A 15,283-nucleotide genomic window follows, 5' to 3' on the forward strand; every position below is an offset into this window, starting at 1 on the left:
CGCGCATGACGCGATGGAAGTCCAGCGTGCCCCGGGGCGCGAATGCCGAATCGGGGCCGACGCTCTGGCAATTGCTGTTTCGTGACTTCACCCGGTTCGATGACGGCCGCGCCGAAGGGGCCGCGCGCGAGCGGGTTCGCGCGCTCGATCCGGTGCCGGGCTTCTTCCTTGCCGTCCACCTCATTTGCGGGACCGCGCTGTTGTCGGCGCTCCGACCCGGGACGACCGCGGCGCTCGGCCTGCTCGCCCCGCTCGGATGCCTCCTTGCCGGCGATCTCGCGCTGTGGGCATGGGTGAGGCGGCGCCCCTTCTCGACATGGCGACCGCACGTCGCGGTCCGCTGCGCCGCGCTCTACGCGCTGTTCGCAAATGCCGCATGGTGCGCGGTGATCACGTTCGCGAGCGGCGGCCATCCAAGCGCGGCGACGATGATCGATCTGGCCCTCGTGTGCGGGACGCTCGCCGTGCCGGTCGGATTTCTGAGCTTCCCCGCCCTGGTCGGGCTCGGCAGTCTCTCCTGCGTCGTCGCCTTCTACCTCATCTGGGGGGACGCCGGGAGCGCCGCGGCCGCGGCTCTGCTCTCGCTCGCGTTCGTCGCCCTGAGCCTCCAGCGCGCCGAAGCGCGGCACGATCAAATCCGTCGCCGGCTTGAGAGCGAGTGGCAAGCCCAGCGCGCCACCCGCTTCGTCGAGGAATTTGAGCAGGCGCGCCACGGGTGGTTCTGGGAGACGAGCCCGCGCGGCGCCCTCACCTATGTCTCGGACCAGCTTGCCGCGGATTTCCGCGTGCCGGCGGACCAGTTGATCGGTCGAGTGTTCACCGATCTTATCGACGCGAGCGGCGCGGCCGGATCGGAACGGACGCTCGGCTTCCACCTTTCCGCGCGCCTGCCCTTCACCGATATACGGGTCCGCGCGGCGGGCATTCCCGAAATCGCATGGTCGCTGTCCGGCACGCCGAGCTTCGATGATCACGGTCGGTTCCTCGGCTTTCGCGGCATCGGCACGGATCTGACCCGGCAGCACCAGACCGAGGCGGAGATCAACCGTCTTGCTCGCTATGATTCGCTGACCGGCCTGCCGAACCGCGCGCTGATGCGCCGGACGCTTGACGAGGCCCTCGCCAATGTCGCACGGCCCGACGATTGCGCGTTGTTCCTGATCGACCTCGACCGCTTCAAGAACGTCAACGACACGCTCGGTCATCCGGTCGGCGATGGGCTGCTGAAGCAGGTGGCCCACCGCTTGCAGAGCGCGATCGGTGAGCGGGGGCAGATCGGCCGGCTCGGCGGCGACGAGTTCAAGGCGGTGCTGCTCGGCCAGGACCAGGCGAGCCTGGCCCTTCTCGCAGAGCGCCTGATTCAGCAGGTATCGATGCCCTACATGATCGAGGGCCACAATATCTCCATCGGCGCGTCGATCGGCATCGCCGTGGCCGGCGGCGGCGAAAGCGGCGACGCGCTGGTCCGCAACGCGGATCTCGCGCTCTATTCCGCCAAGGCCGCCGGCCGCGGCACCTTCGCCTTCTTCGCGCCGGAGATGCATAGCGAGGCGCAGGACCGCCAGCTGATCGAGAACGATCTCCGCAAGGCGATCGGTCGCGGCGAGCTCGAGCTGTTCTTCCAGCCGGTGGTCCATGCCCAGAGCGAAGCGCTGGCCGGGTTCGAGGCGCTCGTCCGCTGGAACCATCCGACGCGCGGAAGCATTTCGCCTGCCCTCTTCGTCCCCCTGGCCGAAGAGGCGGGGCTGATCCTCCAGATCGGCGAATGGGTGCTCCGCCAGGCCTGCGCCGAGGCCGCGCGCTGGCCCGAGAATATCCGCGTCGCGGTGAACCTGTCGCCGACCCAGTTCACGGATCCGAGCCTTCCCGGAACGATCCTCTCCGCGCTCGCCGCGAGCCAGCTGCCCCCGCGCCAGCTCGAGCTCGAAATCACCGAAGGCGTGTTCCTGGTCGAAAGCGAAGCGACCGACGACATGTTCGCCACGCTGAAGGGAATGGGCGTGCGGCTCGCGCTCGACGATTTCGGCACCGGTTATTCGAGCCTCGGCTATCTGAAGAAGACACCGTTCGACAAGATCAAGATCGACCAGAGCTTCGTGCGCGGCGCGGCCAAGCGCGACAGCCGCAACGCCGCGATCGTCCGCGCCATCGTCACGCTCGCGGAAAGCCTCGGCATGGACACCACGGCGGAGGGCGCGGAGACGCATGACGAGCTGGCGCTCATCCGTTCGCTCGGCTGCTCGCACGTCCAGGGCTTCATCTTCGGCCGGCCGATGCCCGCCGACGAGGCCGCCGCGCTCGCCCGCCAGAATGGCGCGGTCGCCGCCGACGGCTTCCAGTTCAACCGGCCCGCGCGCCAGGGGCTGCTCAAGATCGCGCGGCTGCAATGGAACGGCGTGACCATGCCGGTGAAGGTCCGCAATCTCTCAAGCGGGGGCGCCCTTGTCGAATGCGGGCGCGGGCTTCCGGTCGGCGCGAGCGCGCAGCTCGACCTTCCCGGCTGCGGCCCGCTCGGCGCGCAGGTGCGCTGGTCCGAAGGATCGCGCACGGGGCTTCAGTTCGACGAGGAATTCGACCTGCGCCGCCTCGCCCCACGCAAGCCTTCGCAGCCAAAGCACACGCGCACGGCGGGGGCGCTCTACCCCGACTTCCGCTATGCGGACGAGGCGGCCCGGCCAACGCGATCCGCCGCGAAGCGCGTCTGACCAGCCCTCGACAAGGCCGCGCCGCTGACCTAGATAGCGCGCCCGGGCGGGTGTAGCTCAATGGCAGAGCAGAAGCTTCCCAAGCTTACGACGAGGGTTCGATTCCCTTCACCCGCTCCAACGTTAACCTACCTGGGCCGGAAAGCGGCTTCCCAGTGGCCAGTTCGATCATCTTGGCGAGACGTCCTGTGATCTCGATCTCGAGGCCCCGCCCGCCGGTGGCCGGGGTGACGCCGAGCGAGTGGATTAGCGCGCGAACCCGAGCGATCGTGTCGTCCCGCATCTCCGGCATGTCATTCTTCGCCAACGTCTCGTCGAGCGCCATAATGCCCTCAACGATCTTTGGGTGCAGGGCGATGACCTTTTCGCCCTCCAGAGCCTCGAGGTCCTCCTCGAGCGATTCGATCTCAGCTTTCGCTTCGTAAATCCGGCCACGGCCCGAGTTCGACATTGGGGCTGTAACTGGACCTTCTCCCGCAGCTGGTCATCGACAATGCGAAGATGCGGAACCGGCTGCGGCGGCCTATTGCTCGGGCCAATAGAGCCGCATCGGATTGTCGACGAGAAGCTTGCGCTGCAATTCCGGCGTCGGGGCGATGCGCGGAATGACGTCGACCAGCGTGCCGTCGTCGGGAACGCGGTGTTCCATGTTCGGATGGGGCCAATCCGTGCCCCACAGAACGCGATCCGGGAACCTCTCGACCACCGGCCGGATCACCTCCACGAAATCGTCGAAGGGAGGGCCTGAAACGGAAAGCCGCTCCGCGCCCGACACCTTCGTCCAGATGTTGGGATGCTCGTCCAGCAGGCGCTTGAAGCGGGCGATGTCGCGCCCTTCCGGCCCCTGCGCGATGTCGGGACGGCCGAGATGATCCACCACGATCGTGGTCGGGATCGCGGCGAGGAACGGCTCCAGCTCTTCCAGGATGTCCGCCTCGAAATAGACGACGACGTGCCAGCCGAGCGGCGCGATGCGTCGGGCGATGTCGAGGAACTTGTCTTTGGGTGCATCGTCGACGAGCCGCTTGAGGAAGTTGAACCGAACGCCGCGGATGCCACCCTCGTGCAGGCGTTCGATCTCGGCGTCGCCGATCGCGGGATCGACCACCGCGACGCCCCGCGCCTTGCCGGCCGAACGGGCGATGCCATTCAGCGTCGCGGCATTGTCCGTGCCGTGGCAGCTCGCCTGGACGATGATGTTGCGCGAGATACCGAGATGATCGCGCAGCGCGAACAGCATTTCCGGCGTCGCGTCCTCGGGATGATATTTGGCCTTGGGGCTGAAGGGAAATTCCGCTTCCGGGCCGAAGACGTGGACATGCGCGTCGACGGCGCCCGGCGGCGGCGTCCAACGCGGCTTCGAGGGCCGATCCACCCAGGTCTTGCTCCGGCTCATGCGAACACCTCCCCGTCCATCAGCTTGCGCGCCGTGCGCACAAGCGCGGCCGAGGCGACCCCACCATCCTCGTCCAGATCGACGACGCAACTGAGCGCGCCGGTCGGATGCTCGACCGCCAGCGTCTTGCGTCGCCCAGCCGGAATCATCGCGATCTCGGCCGCCGGAGTACCGGGGATCAGGCAGGCGGTGGCGACACTGACCGCGCTGAGCACGCCGACCGTGGCGTGGGCACGGTGCGGGATGAAGCTGCGCACGCAGATCGCGCCGCCCTGTCGCGGCGGCGCGACCAGCATCATCTTGGGTACCGATTTCTCGCGCACGTCGCCGAGATTCATCCGCTCGCCGACGGCAAGGCGGATCGCCTCGATCCTCGCCTTGAGCGCCGTATCGGCGTCCAGCGTCTCGCGGTCCTCGTAGCCGGTGACGCCGAGATCGCGCGCCTTCATCACGACGCATGGCATCCCGTTGTCGATCAGCGTCACCGGCACCCCCTCCACGAAGTCGACCGCATTGCCACTCGGCAGCAGAGCGCCGCAGCTCGATCCGGCGGTGTCGCGAAACTCGATGGAGACAGGCGCGTGCAGGCCGGGAACACCGTCGATCGCCGCCTCGCCGGCATAAGTGACCCTGCCGCTCGGCGTCTGCACGGTGGCGACAGCAACCTGCCCAGTATTCTCCATGAAGATCGCCACCCGGGTCTCACCATTTTCGGCCGCGACCAGCCCGCGCTCGATCGCAAACGGGCCGACCCCCGCAAGGATATTGCCGCAATTCTGCTGATCGCTGACCAGCGGACGGTCGACGAACACCTGGAGGAACAGATAATCGACATCGATTCCCGGCCGTTCCGACCTGGCGACGACAGCGACCTTCGAGGTCAGCGGGTCGGCGCCGCCCATGCCGTCGATCTGGCGCGGATCGGGCGACCCCACGATCCGCAGCAGGGCCGCGTCTCGCGCGCCCTTGTCCGATGGCAGGTCCTCGGCGAGGAAATAGCCGCCCTTGGACGTGCCGCCGCGCATCCACATGCAGCGGATGCCGCTAGACATATTTGAGACCGGCGGCGGCGAGCTTCTCGCGCATGTCGTAGAGATCCAACCCGAGCTCTCCCGCCTTGAGCCTGGTGCGCTTGTCGGCCTCGCTGGCCTCGCGCGCCCGCGATTTTTCGAGCACGGCGGCGGCCTCGGCGCGCGCGACCACGCAAATGCCGTCGTCATCGGCGACGATCACGTCGCCGGGCTGGACCGGCACGCCCGCGCAGACCAGCGGCACGTTTACCGATCCGAGCGTTGCCTTGACCGTCCCTTGCGCGAAGATCGCCTTCGACCAGACCGGGAAACCCATTTCGGTGAGGTCGCGGGCATCGCGCACGCCGGCGTCGATCACCAGGCCGCGGCATCCGCGCGCCATCGCGGAGGTCGCCAGCAGATCACCGAAATAACCGTCCTCGCACGGCGATGTCGGCGCGACGACCAGGATGTCGCCGGCCTGAAGCTGCTCGATCGCGACATGGACCATCCAGTTGTCGCCGGGCGGAACCGAAGCGGTAACGGCGGACCCGGCGATGCGCGCTCCCGGCCATACCGGTCGCAACCGGGATGCCATCAGCCCGGTCCGGCCCTGCGCCTCGTGAACCGTCGCGACGCCGCACGCGCCGAGCGCGTCGATCACGGCACGGTCGGCACGCTCGATATTCTGAACGACGATCGCGGACATGGCGTTCCTCCGGGCTTCCCTTCGGTCCTTGCGTGTGGCGGCGGGCGGCGACGCGCAATTCACAATTGCGGGCGGGCAATAAGTTTTTACGATAGATGGCATGAGTCCCGAGCCGTTCGACCTCAACCTGAGACATTTGCGCGCGTTACCTGCGATCATGCGGCACGGGAGCATCAACGCGGCGGCCGAGGAGGTCAGCCTGTCCCAGCCGGCGCTGACGCAGGGGCTCGCCAAGCTGGAACGGCAATTGGGTACGACACTGTTCGTCAGGCGGTTCGACGGTATGGCGGCGACCGATGCCGGACGCACCGTCGCGCGGCGTGTGCGATCCGCGCTCGCCCATTTGCGAACCGCGTCGCGGCCGATGACCGGCGATGGCGCGCGTGGCTTCGCCCGGCCCGACCATTTGATGACGGCGACGCAATTGCGGGCCTTTCTAGGCCTCGCCAATGTCGGCAGCTTTCTCGGCGCCGCGCAGGCGACCGGGATTTCGCAGCCGGCCATCCATCGCGCCGTGCGCGATCTCGAGCAGCTCAGCGCGACGCCGCTCCTGGAACGGCGCGGCCGCGGCGTCGCCCTGACCGCCGCCGGCCGACGCCTGGCGCGGGGCGCGCGCCTCGCCGAAACGGAGATCGCCGCCGCCATCGCCGAAGCGGCGCCGACCGGTACGATGACCGGGCGGCTGGCCGTGGGCGCGATGCCGCTCTGCCGCGCGCGGTTGCTGCCGATGGCGATCGCCCGCTTCGCCGAGGAGGCGCCGGACGTGCGTGTCGAGGTGCTCGAAGGATCATGGCGCGAGCTGATCGAGCCGCTGCGCGACGGGCGTATCGATCTCACCATCGGCGCGTTGCGCGATCCGACTCCCGCCGATCTCGATCAGCTTCCGCTGTTCGACGACCATCTCGTCGTGATCGCGCGCGCCGGCCATCCGTTGAGCCGCGAGCCGGCGCCGGATGCTCGCGGGCTCGCTAGCTTTCCGTGGATCGTCGCGCGCAGCGGCACGCCGTTGCGGCGCCACTGGCATCGGCTGTTCGACGGCGGGACGCTGCCCCGGGCACCGATCGAATGCGGATCGGTGATGACGATCCGAGGCATCTTGTGCGAATCCGATTTTCTGACGCTGTTGTCGCCGGATCAGGTCGCGCTCGAGGTCGAGGGCGGCGTGCTCGCGGCGATCGGCGGACCGGTGCCGGCGAGTCGACGCACTATCGGCGTCACGACCCGGCGGGACAGCCGCCCGACCCTCCTCCAGGCACGCTTCGTCCAGTTGCTGCGCGACGTTGCCGAATCTCTCCAGGATTCCGGAAATCCAATAGCCGGGCAACCAATCTGATTGGCCGTCGCGACGCCGACGGTCCACCCCGCCGCGATGGACCGGACGATCGCCCTCATCGGCTTCGGCGAGGCCGCGAGCGCCTTCGCGCGAGGCGCGGGATGGCGCGCGCGGGCCCACGACATCAAGACGGACGATCCCGCCGAACGCGCGGCCAAGGAGGCCGACTATGCCGAAGCCGGGATCGAAGGAGCGGCAAGCGCCCGCTCGGCGCTCGCCGGTGCCAAGATCGCGGTCTCATTGGTCACCGCAGACCAGGCTCTCGCAGCCGCGCAGGACGATGCGGCCTTCCTCGCCGCCGGTGCCTTCTGGTTCGACATGAACAGCGTCGCGCCGGACACGAAGCGGGCGGCGGCCGCGGCCGTAGAGGCGGCTGGCGCGCATTTTCTCGACGTCGCGGTCATGGCGCCGGTCCATCCCGCAAAGCGCGCCGTGCCGCTGCTGCTGGCCGGACCGGAAGCGGCGCGCGGCGCAGTCCTGCTGCGGGAGCTGGGATTCGAAAGCGTGCGGGTTGTCGGCGACCGGATCGGCGCGGCGTCCGCGATCAAGATGATCCGCTCGGTCATGGTGAAGGGGATCGAGGCGCTGACCGCCGAATGCCTGCTTGCGGCCGAAGCCGCCGGGGTCACCGACGAGGTCGTCGCCTCGCTCGACGCGAGCTGGCCGCGCGGGCCGTGGCGCGACAGCGCCGACTACAATCTCGGGCGCATGATCGCCCACGGCCGCCGTCGTGCGGCGGAACTGGACGAAGTCGTGAAGACGTTGGACGCACTCGGGACGGGAACCTCGCTGGCCCGCGCCGCCGCCGCCAGCCAGCGCCGCATCGGCGCGATCGGCGGCGCCGTGCCGGGCGGGCTCGATGGCAAGCTTGCCCTGATCGCGCGATGCGCCACGCAAGGGGCCGCGTGAGATGATCATCGACTGCCACGGCCATTACACCACCGCCCCGCCGTCCCACACCGACTGGCGCGAGACGCAGAAGGCGGCGTTCGCGGCCGGCGCGGCGGCGCCGCCCTACCCCGCTATCTCGGACGACGAGATCCGCGAGACGCTGGAGGCCAACCAGCTGCGCCTGCTGCGCGAGCGCGGGGCCGACATGACGATTTTCTCGCCGCGCGCCTCCGCGATGGCGCCTCATGTCGGCGACGAGTCCGTCGCGATCGCCTGGGCGCGGGTCAACAACGACCTCATCAAACGCTGCGTCGATCTCTATCCCGAGATTTTCGCCGGTGTCTGCATGCTGCCCCAAAGTCCGAAGGCCGACATGAAGGGGTCGATCGAGGAGCTCGAACGCTGCGTGGTCGAGCTTGGCTTCGTCGGCTGCAATCTCAATCCCGATCCGGGCGGCGGCCATTTCGCCTCGCCGCCGCTCACCGACCGCTTCTGGTATCCGTTCTACGAGAAGATGGCGGAACTTGACGTGCCGGCGATGATCCACGTCTCCGGATCATGCAATCCCGGCCTGCACGCCACCGGGGCCTACTATATCGCCGCGGACACGATCGCCTTCATGCAGCTGATCCAGGGCGACCTGTTCAGGGATTTCCCGACCTTGCGCTTCATCGTTCCGCATGGCGGCGGTGCGGTGCCCTATCACTGGGGGCGCTATCGCGGCCTCGCCGACATGCTGAAGCAGCCGGCGCTGGACGGCCATGTGATGAACAATGTCTATTTCGACACCTGCGTCTATCATCAACCCGGCGTGAACCTGCTCGCCGAGGTGATCGACACGAAGAATATCCTGTTCGGCAGCGAGATGGTCGGCGCCGTGCGTGGCATCGACCCCCAGACGGGCCATTATTTCGACGATACCAAACGCTATGTCGATGCGCTCGACATCACGCCCGAACAGCGCGCCGCCATCTTCGAGGGCAACGCGCGGCGCGTCTTTCCGCGCCTGGACGCGGCATTGAAAGCGAGGGGGCTGTGACCGCGCCGCGCGACATCCAGGCCTATCTCGCGGAGTTCGACGATATCCCCGGAACGCGAGTGTTCACCGCGGCGCGGGCGCGCCAGGGCTATTGGCTGAACCAGTTCTGCATGAGCCTGATGAAGGACGAGAACCGCCGCCGATTCCGCGCGGACGAGCGGGCCTATCTGGACGAATGGCCGATGACCGAGGCGCAGAAGCAGGCGCTGCTCGACCGCGACTACAACCGCGCGATCGATCTCGGCGCGAACGTCTATTTCCTGGCCAAGCTCTTCTTCACCGACGGCAAGAGTTTCCTTCAGGCGGTGGGGACGATGACCGGGATGACCGCGGACGATTATCAGGCGATGATGATCGCCGGCGGCCGCTCGCCGGAGGGCCAGCGCTCGATCCGGGAGGGCCGCTGAGATGGCGCGGATCACCGCCGGAGTCGCGACCAGCCATGTCCCGGCGCTCGGCGCGGCGATCGACCTCGGCAAGACGCGGGAGCCCTATTGGGCCGATTGCTTCGCCGGCTACGAATGGACGCGCCGCTGGGAGTCCGAGCAAGCGCCCGATGTGATCGTCCTGGTCTATAACGACCATGCCTCCGCGTTCGACATGAACGTCATCCCGACCTTCGCGATCGGCTGCGCGGAGCGCTACGTCTCCGCGGACGAAGGCTGGGGGCCGCGCCCCGTGCCGGACGTGATCGGCCATGCCGATCTCGCCTGGCACATCGCGCAATGCTGCATCCTCGACGAATTCGACATGACGATCATCAACGACATGGCGGTGGATCACGGGCTCACCGTGCCGCTGTCCCTCATGTTCGGCCAGCCCGCGCAATGGCCGGCCAGGATCATCCCGCTCGCGGTAAACGTCGTTACCTATCCGCCGCCGTCGGGCAACCGCTGCTGGCTCCTCGGCGAGGCGATCGCTCGCGCCGTTGCCAGCTTCCCCGAGGATCTCAACGTCCAGATCTGGGGGACAGGCGGGATGAGCCACCAGCTCCAGGGCTCGCGCGCCGGCCTCATCAACAAGCCGTGGGACACCGCCTTCCTCGACCGGCTGACCGCCGATCCCGAAGCACTGCGCGGCATTCCGCACATCGAATATCTGCGCGAGGCCGGCAGCGAGGGGATCGAACTGGTCATGTGGCTGATCATGCGGGGCGCGCTCGGACCTGGCGCGCGCGAGCTCCATCGCCATTACCACGTGCCGGCGAGCAACACCGCAGTCGGCCACATCGTCCTCGAAAACGGCTGATCCCATGGAAGGAAGACCGATGAAAATCGCGCTCGCCGGCGCCGGCGCCTTTGGCGAGAAGCATCTCGACGGCCTCAAGAACATCGACGGCGTCGAGGTCGTGTCACTGGTAGGCGGCCGGCTCGATCCGACCCTGGCCGTCGCCCAGAAATACGGTATCGGCCACGCCACCACCGAGCTTGCCGAGGCGCTGGGCCAGCCCGGCCTCGACGCGGTGATCCTGTGCACGCCGACCCAGATGCACGCCGCGCAGGCCCTGCAATGCCTGGACGCGGGCAAGCATGTCCAGGTCGAAATACCGCTCTGCGACAGCTTGGCGGACGGGGAGGCCGTCCTGAAGAAGCAGCAGGAAGCCGGCCTCGTCGCCATGGTCGGCCATACCCGGCGCTTCAATCCCAGCCACCAATATCTGCACAGAAAGATCGCCGCCGGCGAACTCGCCGTGCAGCAGATGGACGTCCAGACCTATTTCTTCCGGCGCAGCAACATCAACGCCAAGGGCGAGCCGCGTTCCTGGACCGATCACCTGCTTTGGCACCACGCCGCCCACAGCGTCGACCTATTCGCCTGGCAGGCGGGGCCGATCGTCGAGGCCAATGCGATCCAGGGGCCGATCCATCCCGAGCTTGGCATCGCGATGGACATGTCGATCCAACTCAAAAGCGAGAGCGGCGCGATCTGCACCTTGTCGCTGTCGTTCAACAATGACGGGCCGCTGGGCACCTTCTTCCGTTATATCTGCGACAATGGCACTTGGGTCGCGCGCTATGACGACCTCGTCACCGGCCGCGAGGAGCCGGTCGACGTCAGTAATGTCGACGTTTCGATGAACGGCATAGAGTTGCAGGATCGTGAGTTCATCGCCGCGATCCGCGAGGGTCGGGAGCCCAATGCGAGCGTCGCCCAGGTGATGCCCTGCTATCGGGTCCTCGATCGGCTCGAGCGCCAGCTCAAAGGCGCCTGAAATGGCGCTGCCGACCCGCAGGCTCGGTTCGCTCACGGTCTCCGCCGTCGGCCTCGGCTGCATGGGACTGAGCCACGGATATGACGTGATTCCGTCGGCCGAGGAGAGCGCGCGCCTGCTCAATCGCGCGCTCGACCTCGGCGTCACCATGCTCGACACCGCCGCGCTCTATGGCGGCGGCGCAAACGAGCGGCTGCTCGGGGGCGCGGTCATGCACCGGCGCAGTGAATTCACCCTCGCCAGCAAGTGCGTGCTGGACATGGTGGACGGCAAGCGCGTCCTCGACGGATCGCCCGCCGCAATCGCGCGCACGCTCGACGCCGCGCTGGCAAGGTTGTGCACCGATTTCATCGACCTCTATTACCTTCACAGGCTCGATCCGAACGTGCCGGTCGAAGAGTCCGTCGGCGCGCTCGTCCGCGCCCGCGAGGCTGGCAAGATCGGCGCGATCGGCCTGTCGGAAATGTCGGCAGCGACGATCCGGCGCGCTCATGCTGTGCATCCGATCGCCGCGGTGCAGAGCGAATATTCGCCCTTTTCCCGCAACGTCGAGATCGCCGTGCTCGATACATGCCGCGAGCTTGGCATCGGCTTCGTCGCCTTTTCGCCGACGGCGCGGGGCCTGCTCGCCGATGCGATCCGCGACGATGCTTGGGCGGCGGGCGACCTGCGCCGCACGATGCCCCGCTTCACCGGCGAAAATCTGGCGCACAATCTGCGCGTCGGCGCCGCCTTCAACGCCATCGCCCAAGAATGCGGGATCACGCCGGCGCAATTGTCGCTTGCCTGGGTGCTCGCCAAGGCCCCCTTCATCGTGCCGATCCCAGGCACGCGACGGATCGCGCATCTGGAGGAGAATCTGGTCGCCGCCACGATCGCGCTCGACGACGAAGCGACCGCGAGGATCGACGCGCTGTTCACCGGCGACGCAATCCGCGGCGCCCGCTATTCCGCCGCCGCCCAGGCGCAGATCGACACGGAGCGATTTCCAGGGGAATGAGTTGGCGCGCCGGAGACCCGGCCCTGGCTCAACCGGCCAGCCAGACCCGCAGCGCGTCGGCAATCGCTTTCGGCGCCTCGATCGGCGCCATATGACCCGCCTCCGGGATCGCCACGAGCCGCGCCGACGGCGCCAGTGCGCGCATGGCCTCGTGCTGGGAGACCGGACTCCAATTGTCGCGCGCCGCGCTGATCAGCAGGATCGGCACCGCGACGCCGGCGAGCGCCGGGCGGGCATCTGGGCGTTTCAGCAAGGCCGCGATCTGGCGCGCGAAGCTCTCCGCCGTCTGCCGCTCGATCATCGCCGTCAACGCACCGACCAGAGCCGCGTCTTCAGCTCCGCAGCCCAGCATTGGCGGTAGCCACGCGCTGGCGAGCGCGGCCATGCCCTCCTCGCGTCCAGGTCGAGGCATCGGATGTGCCGGTCACCATCGGCGAGGCGCGCGTCATGTCAGGCGATCTCATGATCGGCGATGCCGACGGCGTGCTCGTCCTGCCGCGCGCGCACGAGGAAGCCATCCTGGCTGCGGCGGAGGAAATTCACGCGGTGGAGGAATCGATCCGCGCGGCGGTCCGCGGCGGCCGGCGCCTCGACGAGGCGCGCGCCGCGCTTGGGTACCATCGTCTCCAGACCCGGAAGGATGCCTGATGATCATCGATTGCCACGGCCATGTCAGCGCCCCGGCGGAATTGTGGGCCTACAAGGCCAACATCCTGTCGCATCGCGGCTCGCACGGGCGCGGCGGGGTGCGCGTCAGCGACGAGCAGATCATCGCCGCGGCATGGAAGAAGGAGGCATTCCCCAAGGGCCATATCCCGCTGCTCGATCAGCACGGCACCGACCTGCAGCTGATCTCGCCGCGCCCCTTCCAGATGATGCATTCGGCCAAGCCGGCCCGGCTCGTCCACTGGTTCTGCGAAGAGGTGAACACGATCATCCACCGCCAGTGCCAGCTCATCCCCGACCGCTTCGTGCCGATCGCCGGTCTCCCTCAGGCCGCCGGCGAGCCGATCGAAAACAGCTTCGCCGAAATCGACCGCTGCGTCGCGCTCGGCTTCAAGGGCTTCCTGCTCAACCCTGATCCGTATGAGAATTCGGGCGTTGAAGCGCCCGGCCTCGGCGAGCGCTACTGGTATCCTCTCTACGAGAAATTGTGCGAGCTTGACATGCCCGCACACATCCACGCCACCGGGTCGCAGTCCGAGCGCGTCCCCTATTCACTCCATTTCATCAACGAGGAGACGATCGCCGTCCACAATCTGTGCACGTCCCCCGTCTTCGACGATTTCCCAGACCTCAAGATCGTCGTCAGCCATGGCGGTGGCGCCATGCCCTATCAGTTCGGCCGCTTCGAGGCTGGCTCACTGCGTCAGAAGCTCAATTTCGCCGAACGCATGCGCAAGCTCTATTTCGACACCGTGCTCTACACCCCCGAAGCGCTCGAACTGCTCATCAAAACCGTCGGCGTCGATCGCTGCCTGTTCGGCTCCGAATGCCCGGGCGTCGGCTCCCACGTCCATCCCGGGACCGGGCGCCAGATGGACGACATCGCCCCGTGCATCCACAATTTCGAGTGGCTCACTCCAGATGACAAAAAGGCCATCTTCGAAACCAACGCAAAAAAAGTCTTCAACCTTCCATAGTGCCGCACAGGTACGGCGCCTTCACGGGGTTCGTGCTGAATGCATGCAGAATGATTGCGGAGACGCGCTGCGTTAGATTGCGACGCGGGTCCAGCCCCGAGGGCGTCCGCGCCGCCGGCCGGCTCATTGTCCGGCCGGCATGGATGCGCCCCGTCACGATTTTCAGGCCAGCCAGCGCTCCACGGCTTCCGTGCTGTCATCCGGCCTCGTGTTGAAGCAGATGCTCGCCTTGGGCGCTCGCCCATGGATGATGTTCACGACCTTCTCGAAGAGAAGGAAATTCTTCGGCACAATCGAACGCCGGCGCCGACCAAGATGCAATCATAGGTCTTGTCGCCAAGGCGTCTTTCCAGGGTCCCGGGCAAGTCAGCCGCGGAGTCAAGGCAAAGCTCCGCATCATATCCCTTGCGGGTCAATTCCTCGACGTCGCCGTCAAGGCCGGCCTGGACGAGCTCCGGCCGCAGTTTCGAGAACGGCTGATATCCCAAACCCGAATAATCAATGGTCGTCGGATCAAGACCTACGAGCAAGACACTCTTTCCCGGCATAGGCTCCTTCCTTCGGTCCGGCATCACACAAGCCGCGGTGAACGGGGACGCTGCCCGGCGAACCCGGCACAATCGATATCGAGCGTGGACCCCATAGGATCGCCTCCCGGAATGTCACGCTTCCCCTGCCTTTGAGCGTCTTGTTTTGGACAAACAGGCAAGATTTTCGGATTTCCGGATTTGCCCGTTTCCGGCGCAGGCGTGATGCTCCCGTCGGAATGGACAGCGGAACCCAGCGATCGGAAGGCACCGGAGAAGAACCCCTGAAATTCGCGCTGATTGCTTGCGGATCCGGCAGGGCGCCGCCGACGACAGAAAAGGTCCGCACGACCTCCCCGCCTGCAGTGCGGGCTTTTGGAGCAAGCGGCCACGCGCTGTCTGCCCAGCCTGCATGGGCAGACCATGAACAAGGGGAAGGACCATGTTTTTCGCAACGATGTTTCGGGATCTGGCTCTTGCCGAGGCGGGGCAGCGCAGGATCGAGGCCTTTGCGGACCAGGGGGTGATCAAGCTCGCATCATCGGTGGTGATCACCAAGGATGCGGATGGAGAGATCACCAAGCATCATGGAAAGACACCCGGGGCCCACAGTGCGGTGATGGCGGGCCTGATCGGCGGCATCATCGGTTTGATTGGCGGCCCAGCCGTCATCCTGATGAGCGCCGCGGCCGGCGGCACGGCGCCGTGCTGCTTGCAGAGGTCATCGATCCAACGATGCCCAGCAGGGAAGTCGTGCACCAGGAGCTGCTGAAGGCCTATGGCCCCATCAAGGGAAGCGCGTCCCTGCATCTTCTGGA

General features: G+C 67.0%; 17 protein-coding genes and 1 tRNA gene. 12 read left to right on the forward strand and 6 right to left on the reverse strand.

Going from position 1 to position 15,283, the window contains the following annotated elements; translation table 11 throughout:
• Window positions 1–5: 5 nt before the first annotated feature.
• On the forward strand, window positions 6–2,705 hold the full coding sequence (locus FRZ32_RS01305) for a putative bifunctional diguanylate cyclase/phosphodiesterase (protein ID WP_147041797.1): 2,700 nt from the start codon (window positions 6–8) through the stop codon (window positions 2,703–2,705).
• A 46-nt stretch (window positions 2,706–2,751) separates the two neighbouring features.
• Window positions 2,752–2,825, forward strand: a tRNA-Gly gene (locus FRZ32_RS01310).
• On the opposite strand, the gene FRZ32_RS01315 is transcribed toward FRZ32_RS01310, so the two are convergent.
• The 4 genes from FRZ32_RS01315 to FRZ32_RS01330 all read right to left on the reverse strand — a co-directional run bounded on the left by FRZ32_RS01315 (window position 2,791) and on the right by FRZ32_RS01330 (window position 5,820).
• Complete coding sequence (locus FRZ32_RS01315; RefSeq protein ID WP_147041798.1) at window positions 2,791–3,156, reverse strand: hypothetical protein; 366 nt, start codon at window positions 3,154–3,156, stop codon at window positions 2,791–2,793. The genes FRZ32_RS01310 and FRZ32_RS01315 overlap by 35 nt on opposite strands.
• A 72-nt stretch (window positions 3,157–3,228) precedes the next feature.
• A complete protein-coding gene (locus tag FRZ32_RS01320; protein WP_147041799.1) occupies window positions 3,229–4,101 on the reverse strand; it encodes an amidohydrolase family protein in 873 nt (290 codons plus the stop codon).
• The gene (locus tag FRZ32_RS01325) at window positions 4,098–5,153 is read right to left on the reverse strand and encodes a 4-oxalomesaconate tautomerase (protein WP_279379209.1); all 1,056 of its coding nucleotides are present in this window, start codon (window positions 5,151–5,153) and stop codon (window positions 4,098–4,100) included. Before FRZ32_RS01325 ends, FRZ32_RS01320 begins: the two co-directional genes overlap by 4 nt.
• On the reverse strand, window positions 5,146–5,820 hold the full coding sequence (locus FRZ32_RS01330; RefSeq protein WP_147041801.1) for a 4-carboxy-4-hydroxy-2-oxoadipate aldolase/oxaloacetate decarboxylase: 675 nt from the start codon (window positions 5,818–5,820) through the stop codon (window positions 5,146–5,148). Before FRZ32_RS01330 ends, FRZ32_RS01325 begins: the two co-directional genes overlap by 8 nt.
• Window positions 5,821–5,920: 100 nt before the next feature.
• Between FRZ32_RS01330 and FRZ32_RS01335 the strand changes: the two genes are divergently transcribed.
• From FRZ32_RS01335 to FRZ32_RS01365, 7 genes are read left to right on the forward strand one after another with little or no spacing between them, the layout of a single operon-like run.
• A complete protein-coding gene (locus tag FRZ32_RS01335) occupies window positions 5,921–7,153 on the forward strand; it encodes a LysR family transcriptional regulator (RefSeq protein ID WP_147041802.1) in 1,233 nt (410 codons plus the stop codon).
• 36 nt (window positions 7,154–7,189) lie between these two features.
• The gene (locus FRZ32_RS01340; RefSeq protein ID WP_147044281.1) at window positions 7,190–8,062 is read left to right on the forward strand and encodes an NAD(P)-dependent oxidoreductase; all 873 of its coding nucleotides are present in this window, start codon (window positions 7,190–7,192) and stop codon (window positions 8,060–8,062) included.
• Between the two features lies 1 nt (window position 8,063).
• Window positions 8,064–9,083: an amidohydrolase family protein gene (locus FRZ32_RS01345; protein ID WP_147041803.1), complete on the forward strand. Its 1,020-nt coding sequence runs from the start codon at window positions 8,064–8,066 to the stop codon at window positions 9,081–9,083.
• On the forward strand, window positions 9,080–9,490 hold the full coding sequence (gene ligA / locus FRZ32_RS01350) for a protocatechuate 4,5-dioxygenase subunit alpha (RefSeq protein WP_147041804.1): 411 nt from the start codon (window positions 9,080–9,082) through the stop codon (window positions 9,488–9,490). Before FRZ32_RS01345 ends, ligA begins: the two co-directional genes overlap by 4 nt.
• A 1-nt stretch (window position 9,491) precedes the next feature.
• Window positions 9,492–10,331: a class III extradiol dioxygenase subunit beta gene (locus FRZ32_RS01355; protein WP_147041805.1), complete on the forward strand. Its 840-nt coding sequence runs from the start codon at window positions 9,492–9,494 to the stop codon at window positions 10,329–10,331.
• A 19-nt stretch (window positions 10,332–10,350) separates the two neighbouring features.
• Window positions 10,351–11,295: a Gfo/Idh/MocA family oxidoreductase gene (locus tag FRZ32_RS01360; RefSeq protein WP_147041806.1), complete on the forward strand. Its 945-nt coding sequence runs from the start codon at window positions 10,351–10,353 to the stop codon at window positions 11,293–11,295.
• 1 nt (window position 11,296) lies between these two features.
• The gene (locus FRZ32_RS01365; RefSeq protein WP_147041807.1) at window positions 11,297–12,295 is read left to right on the forward strand and encodes an aldo/keto reductase; all 999 of its coding nucleotides are present in this window, start codon (window positions 11,297–11,299) and stop codon (window positions 12,293–12,295) included.
• Window positions 12,296–12,323: 28 nt separating this feature from the next.
• Here the strand turns inward: FRZ32_RS01365 and FRZ32_RS01370 are convergent, their stop codons facing one another.
• Window positions 12,324–12,680: an alpha/beta fold hydrolase gene (locus FRZ32_RS01370; RefSeq protein ID WP_158635785.1), complete on the reverse strand. Its 357-nt coding sequence runs from the start codon at window positions 12,678–12,680 to the stop codon at window positions 12,324–12,326.
• Between the two features lie 62 nt (window positions 12,681–12,742).
• On the opposite strand from FRZ32_RS01370, the gene FRZ32_RS01375 reads away from it, so the two are divergent.
• The gene (locus FRZ32_RS01375; RefSeq protein WP_158635786.1) at window positions 12,743–12,943 is read left to right on the forward strand and encodes an RraA family protein; all 201 of its coding nucleotides are present in this window, start codon (window positions 12,743–12,745) and stop codon (window positions 12,941–12,943) included.
• Window positions 12,943–13,938 (forward strand): amidohydrolase family protein, encoded by a 996-nt coding sequence (locus FRZ32_RS01380; protein ID WP_147041810.1) that lies wholly within the window; start codon window positions 12,943–12,945, stop codon window positions 13,936–13,938. The genes FRZ32_RS01375 and FRZ32_RS01380 overlap by 1 nt, the downstream gene beginning before the upstream one ends.
• A gap of 162 nt (window positions 13,939–14,100) precedes the next feature.
• On the opposite strand, the gene FRZ32_RS15630 is transcribed toward FRZ32_RS01380, so the two are convergent.
• Window positions 14,101–14,229, reverse strand: coding sequence for a hypothetical protein (locus FRZ32_RS15630; RefSeq protein WP_279379210.1), 129 nt, complete (start codon window positions 14,227–14,229; stop codon window positions 14,101–14,103).
• A gap of 678 nt (window positions 14,230–14,907) precedes the next feature.
• Here FRZ32_RS15630 and FRZ32_RS01390 point away from each other — a divergent pair.
• On the forward strand, window positions 14,908–15,237 hold the full coding sequence (locus FRZ32_RS01390) for a hypothetical protein (RefSeq protein WP_147041811.1): 330 nt from the start codon (window positions 14,908–14,910) through the stop codon (window positions 15,235–15,237).
• Window positions 15,238–15,283: the final 46 nt, after the last annotated feature.

It is taken from the genome of Sphingosinicella ginsenosidimutans (assembly GCF_007995055.1).
Classification (GTDB): domain Bacteria; phylum Pseudomonadota; class Alphaproteobacteria; order Sphingomonadales; family Sphingomonadaceae; genus Allosphingosinicella; species Allosphingosinicella ginsenosidimutans.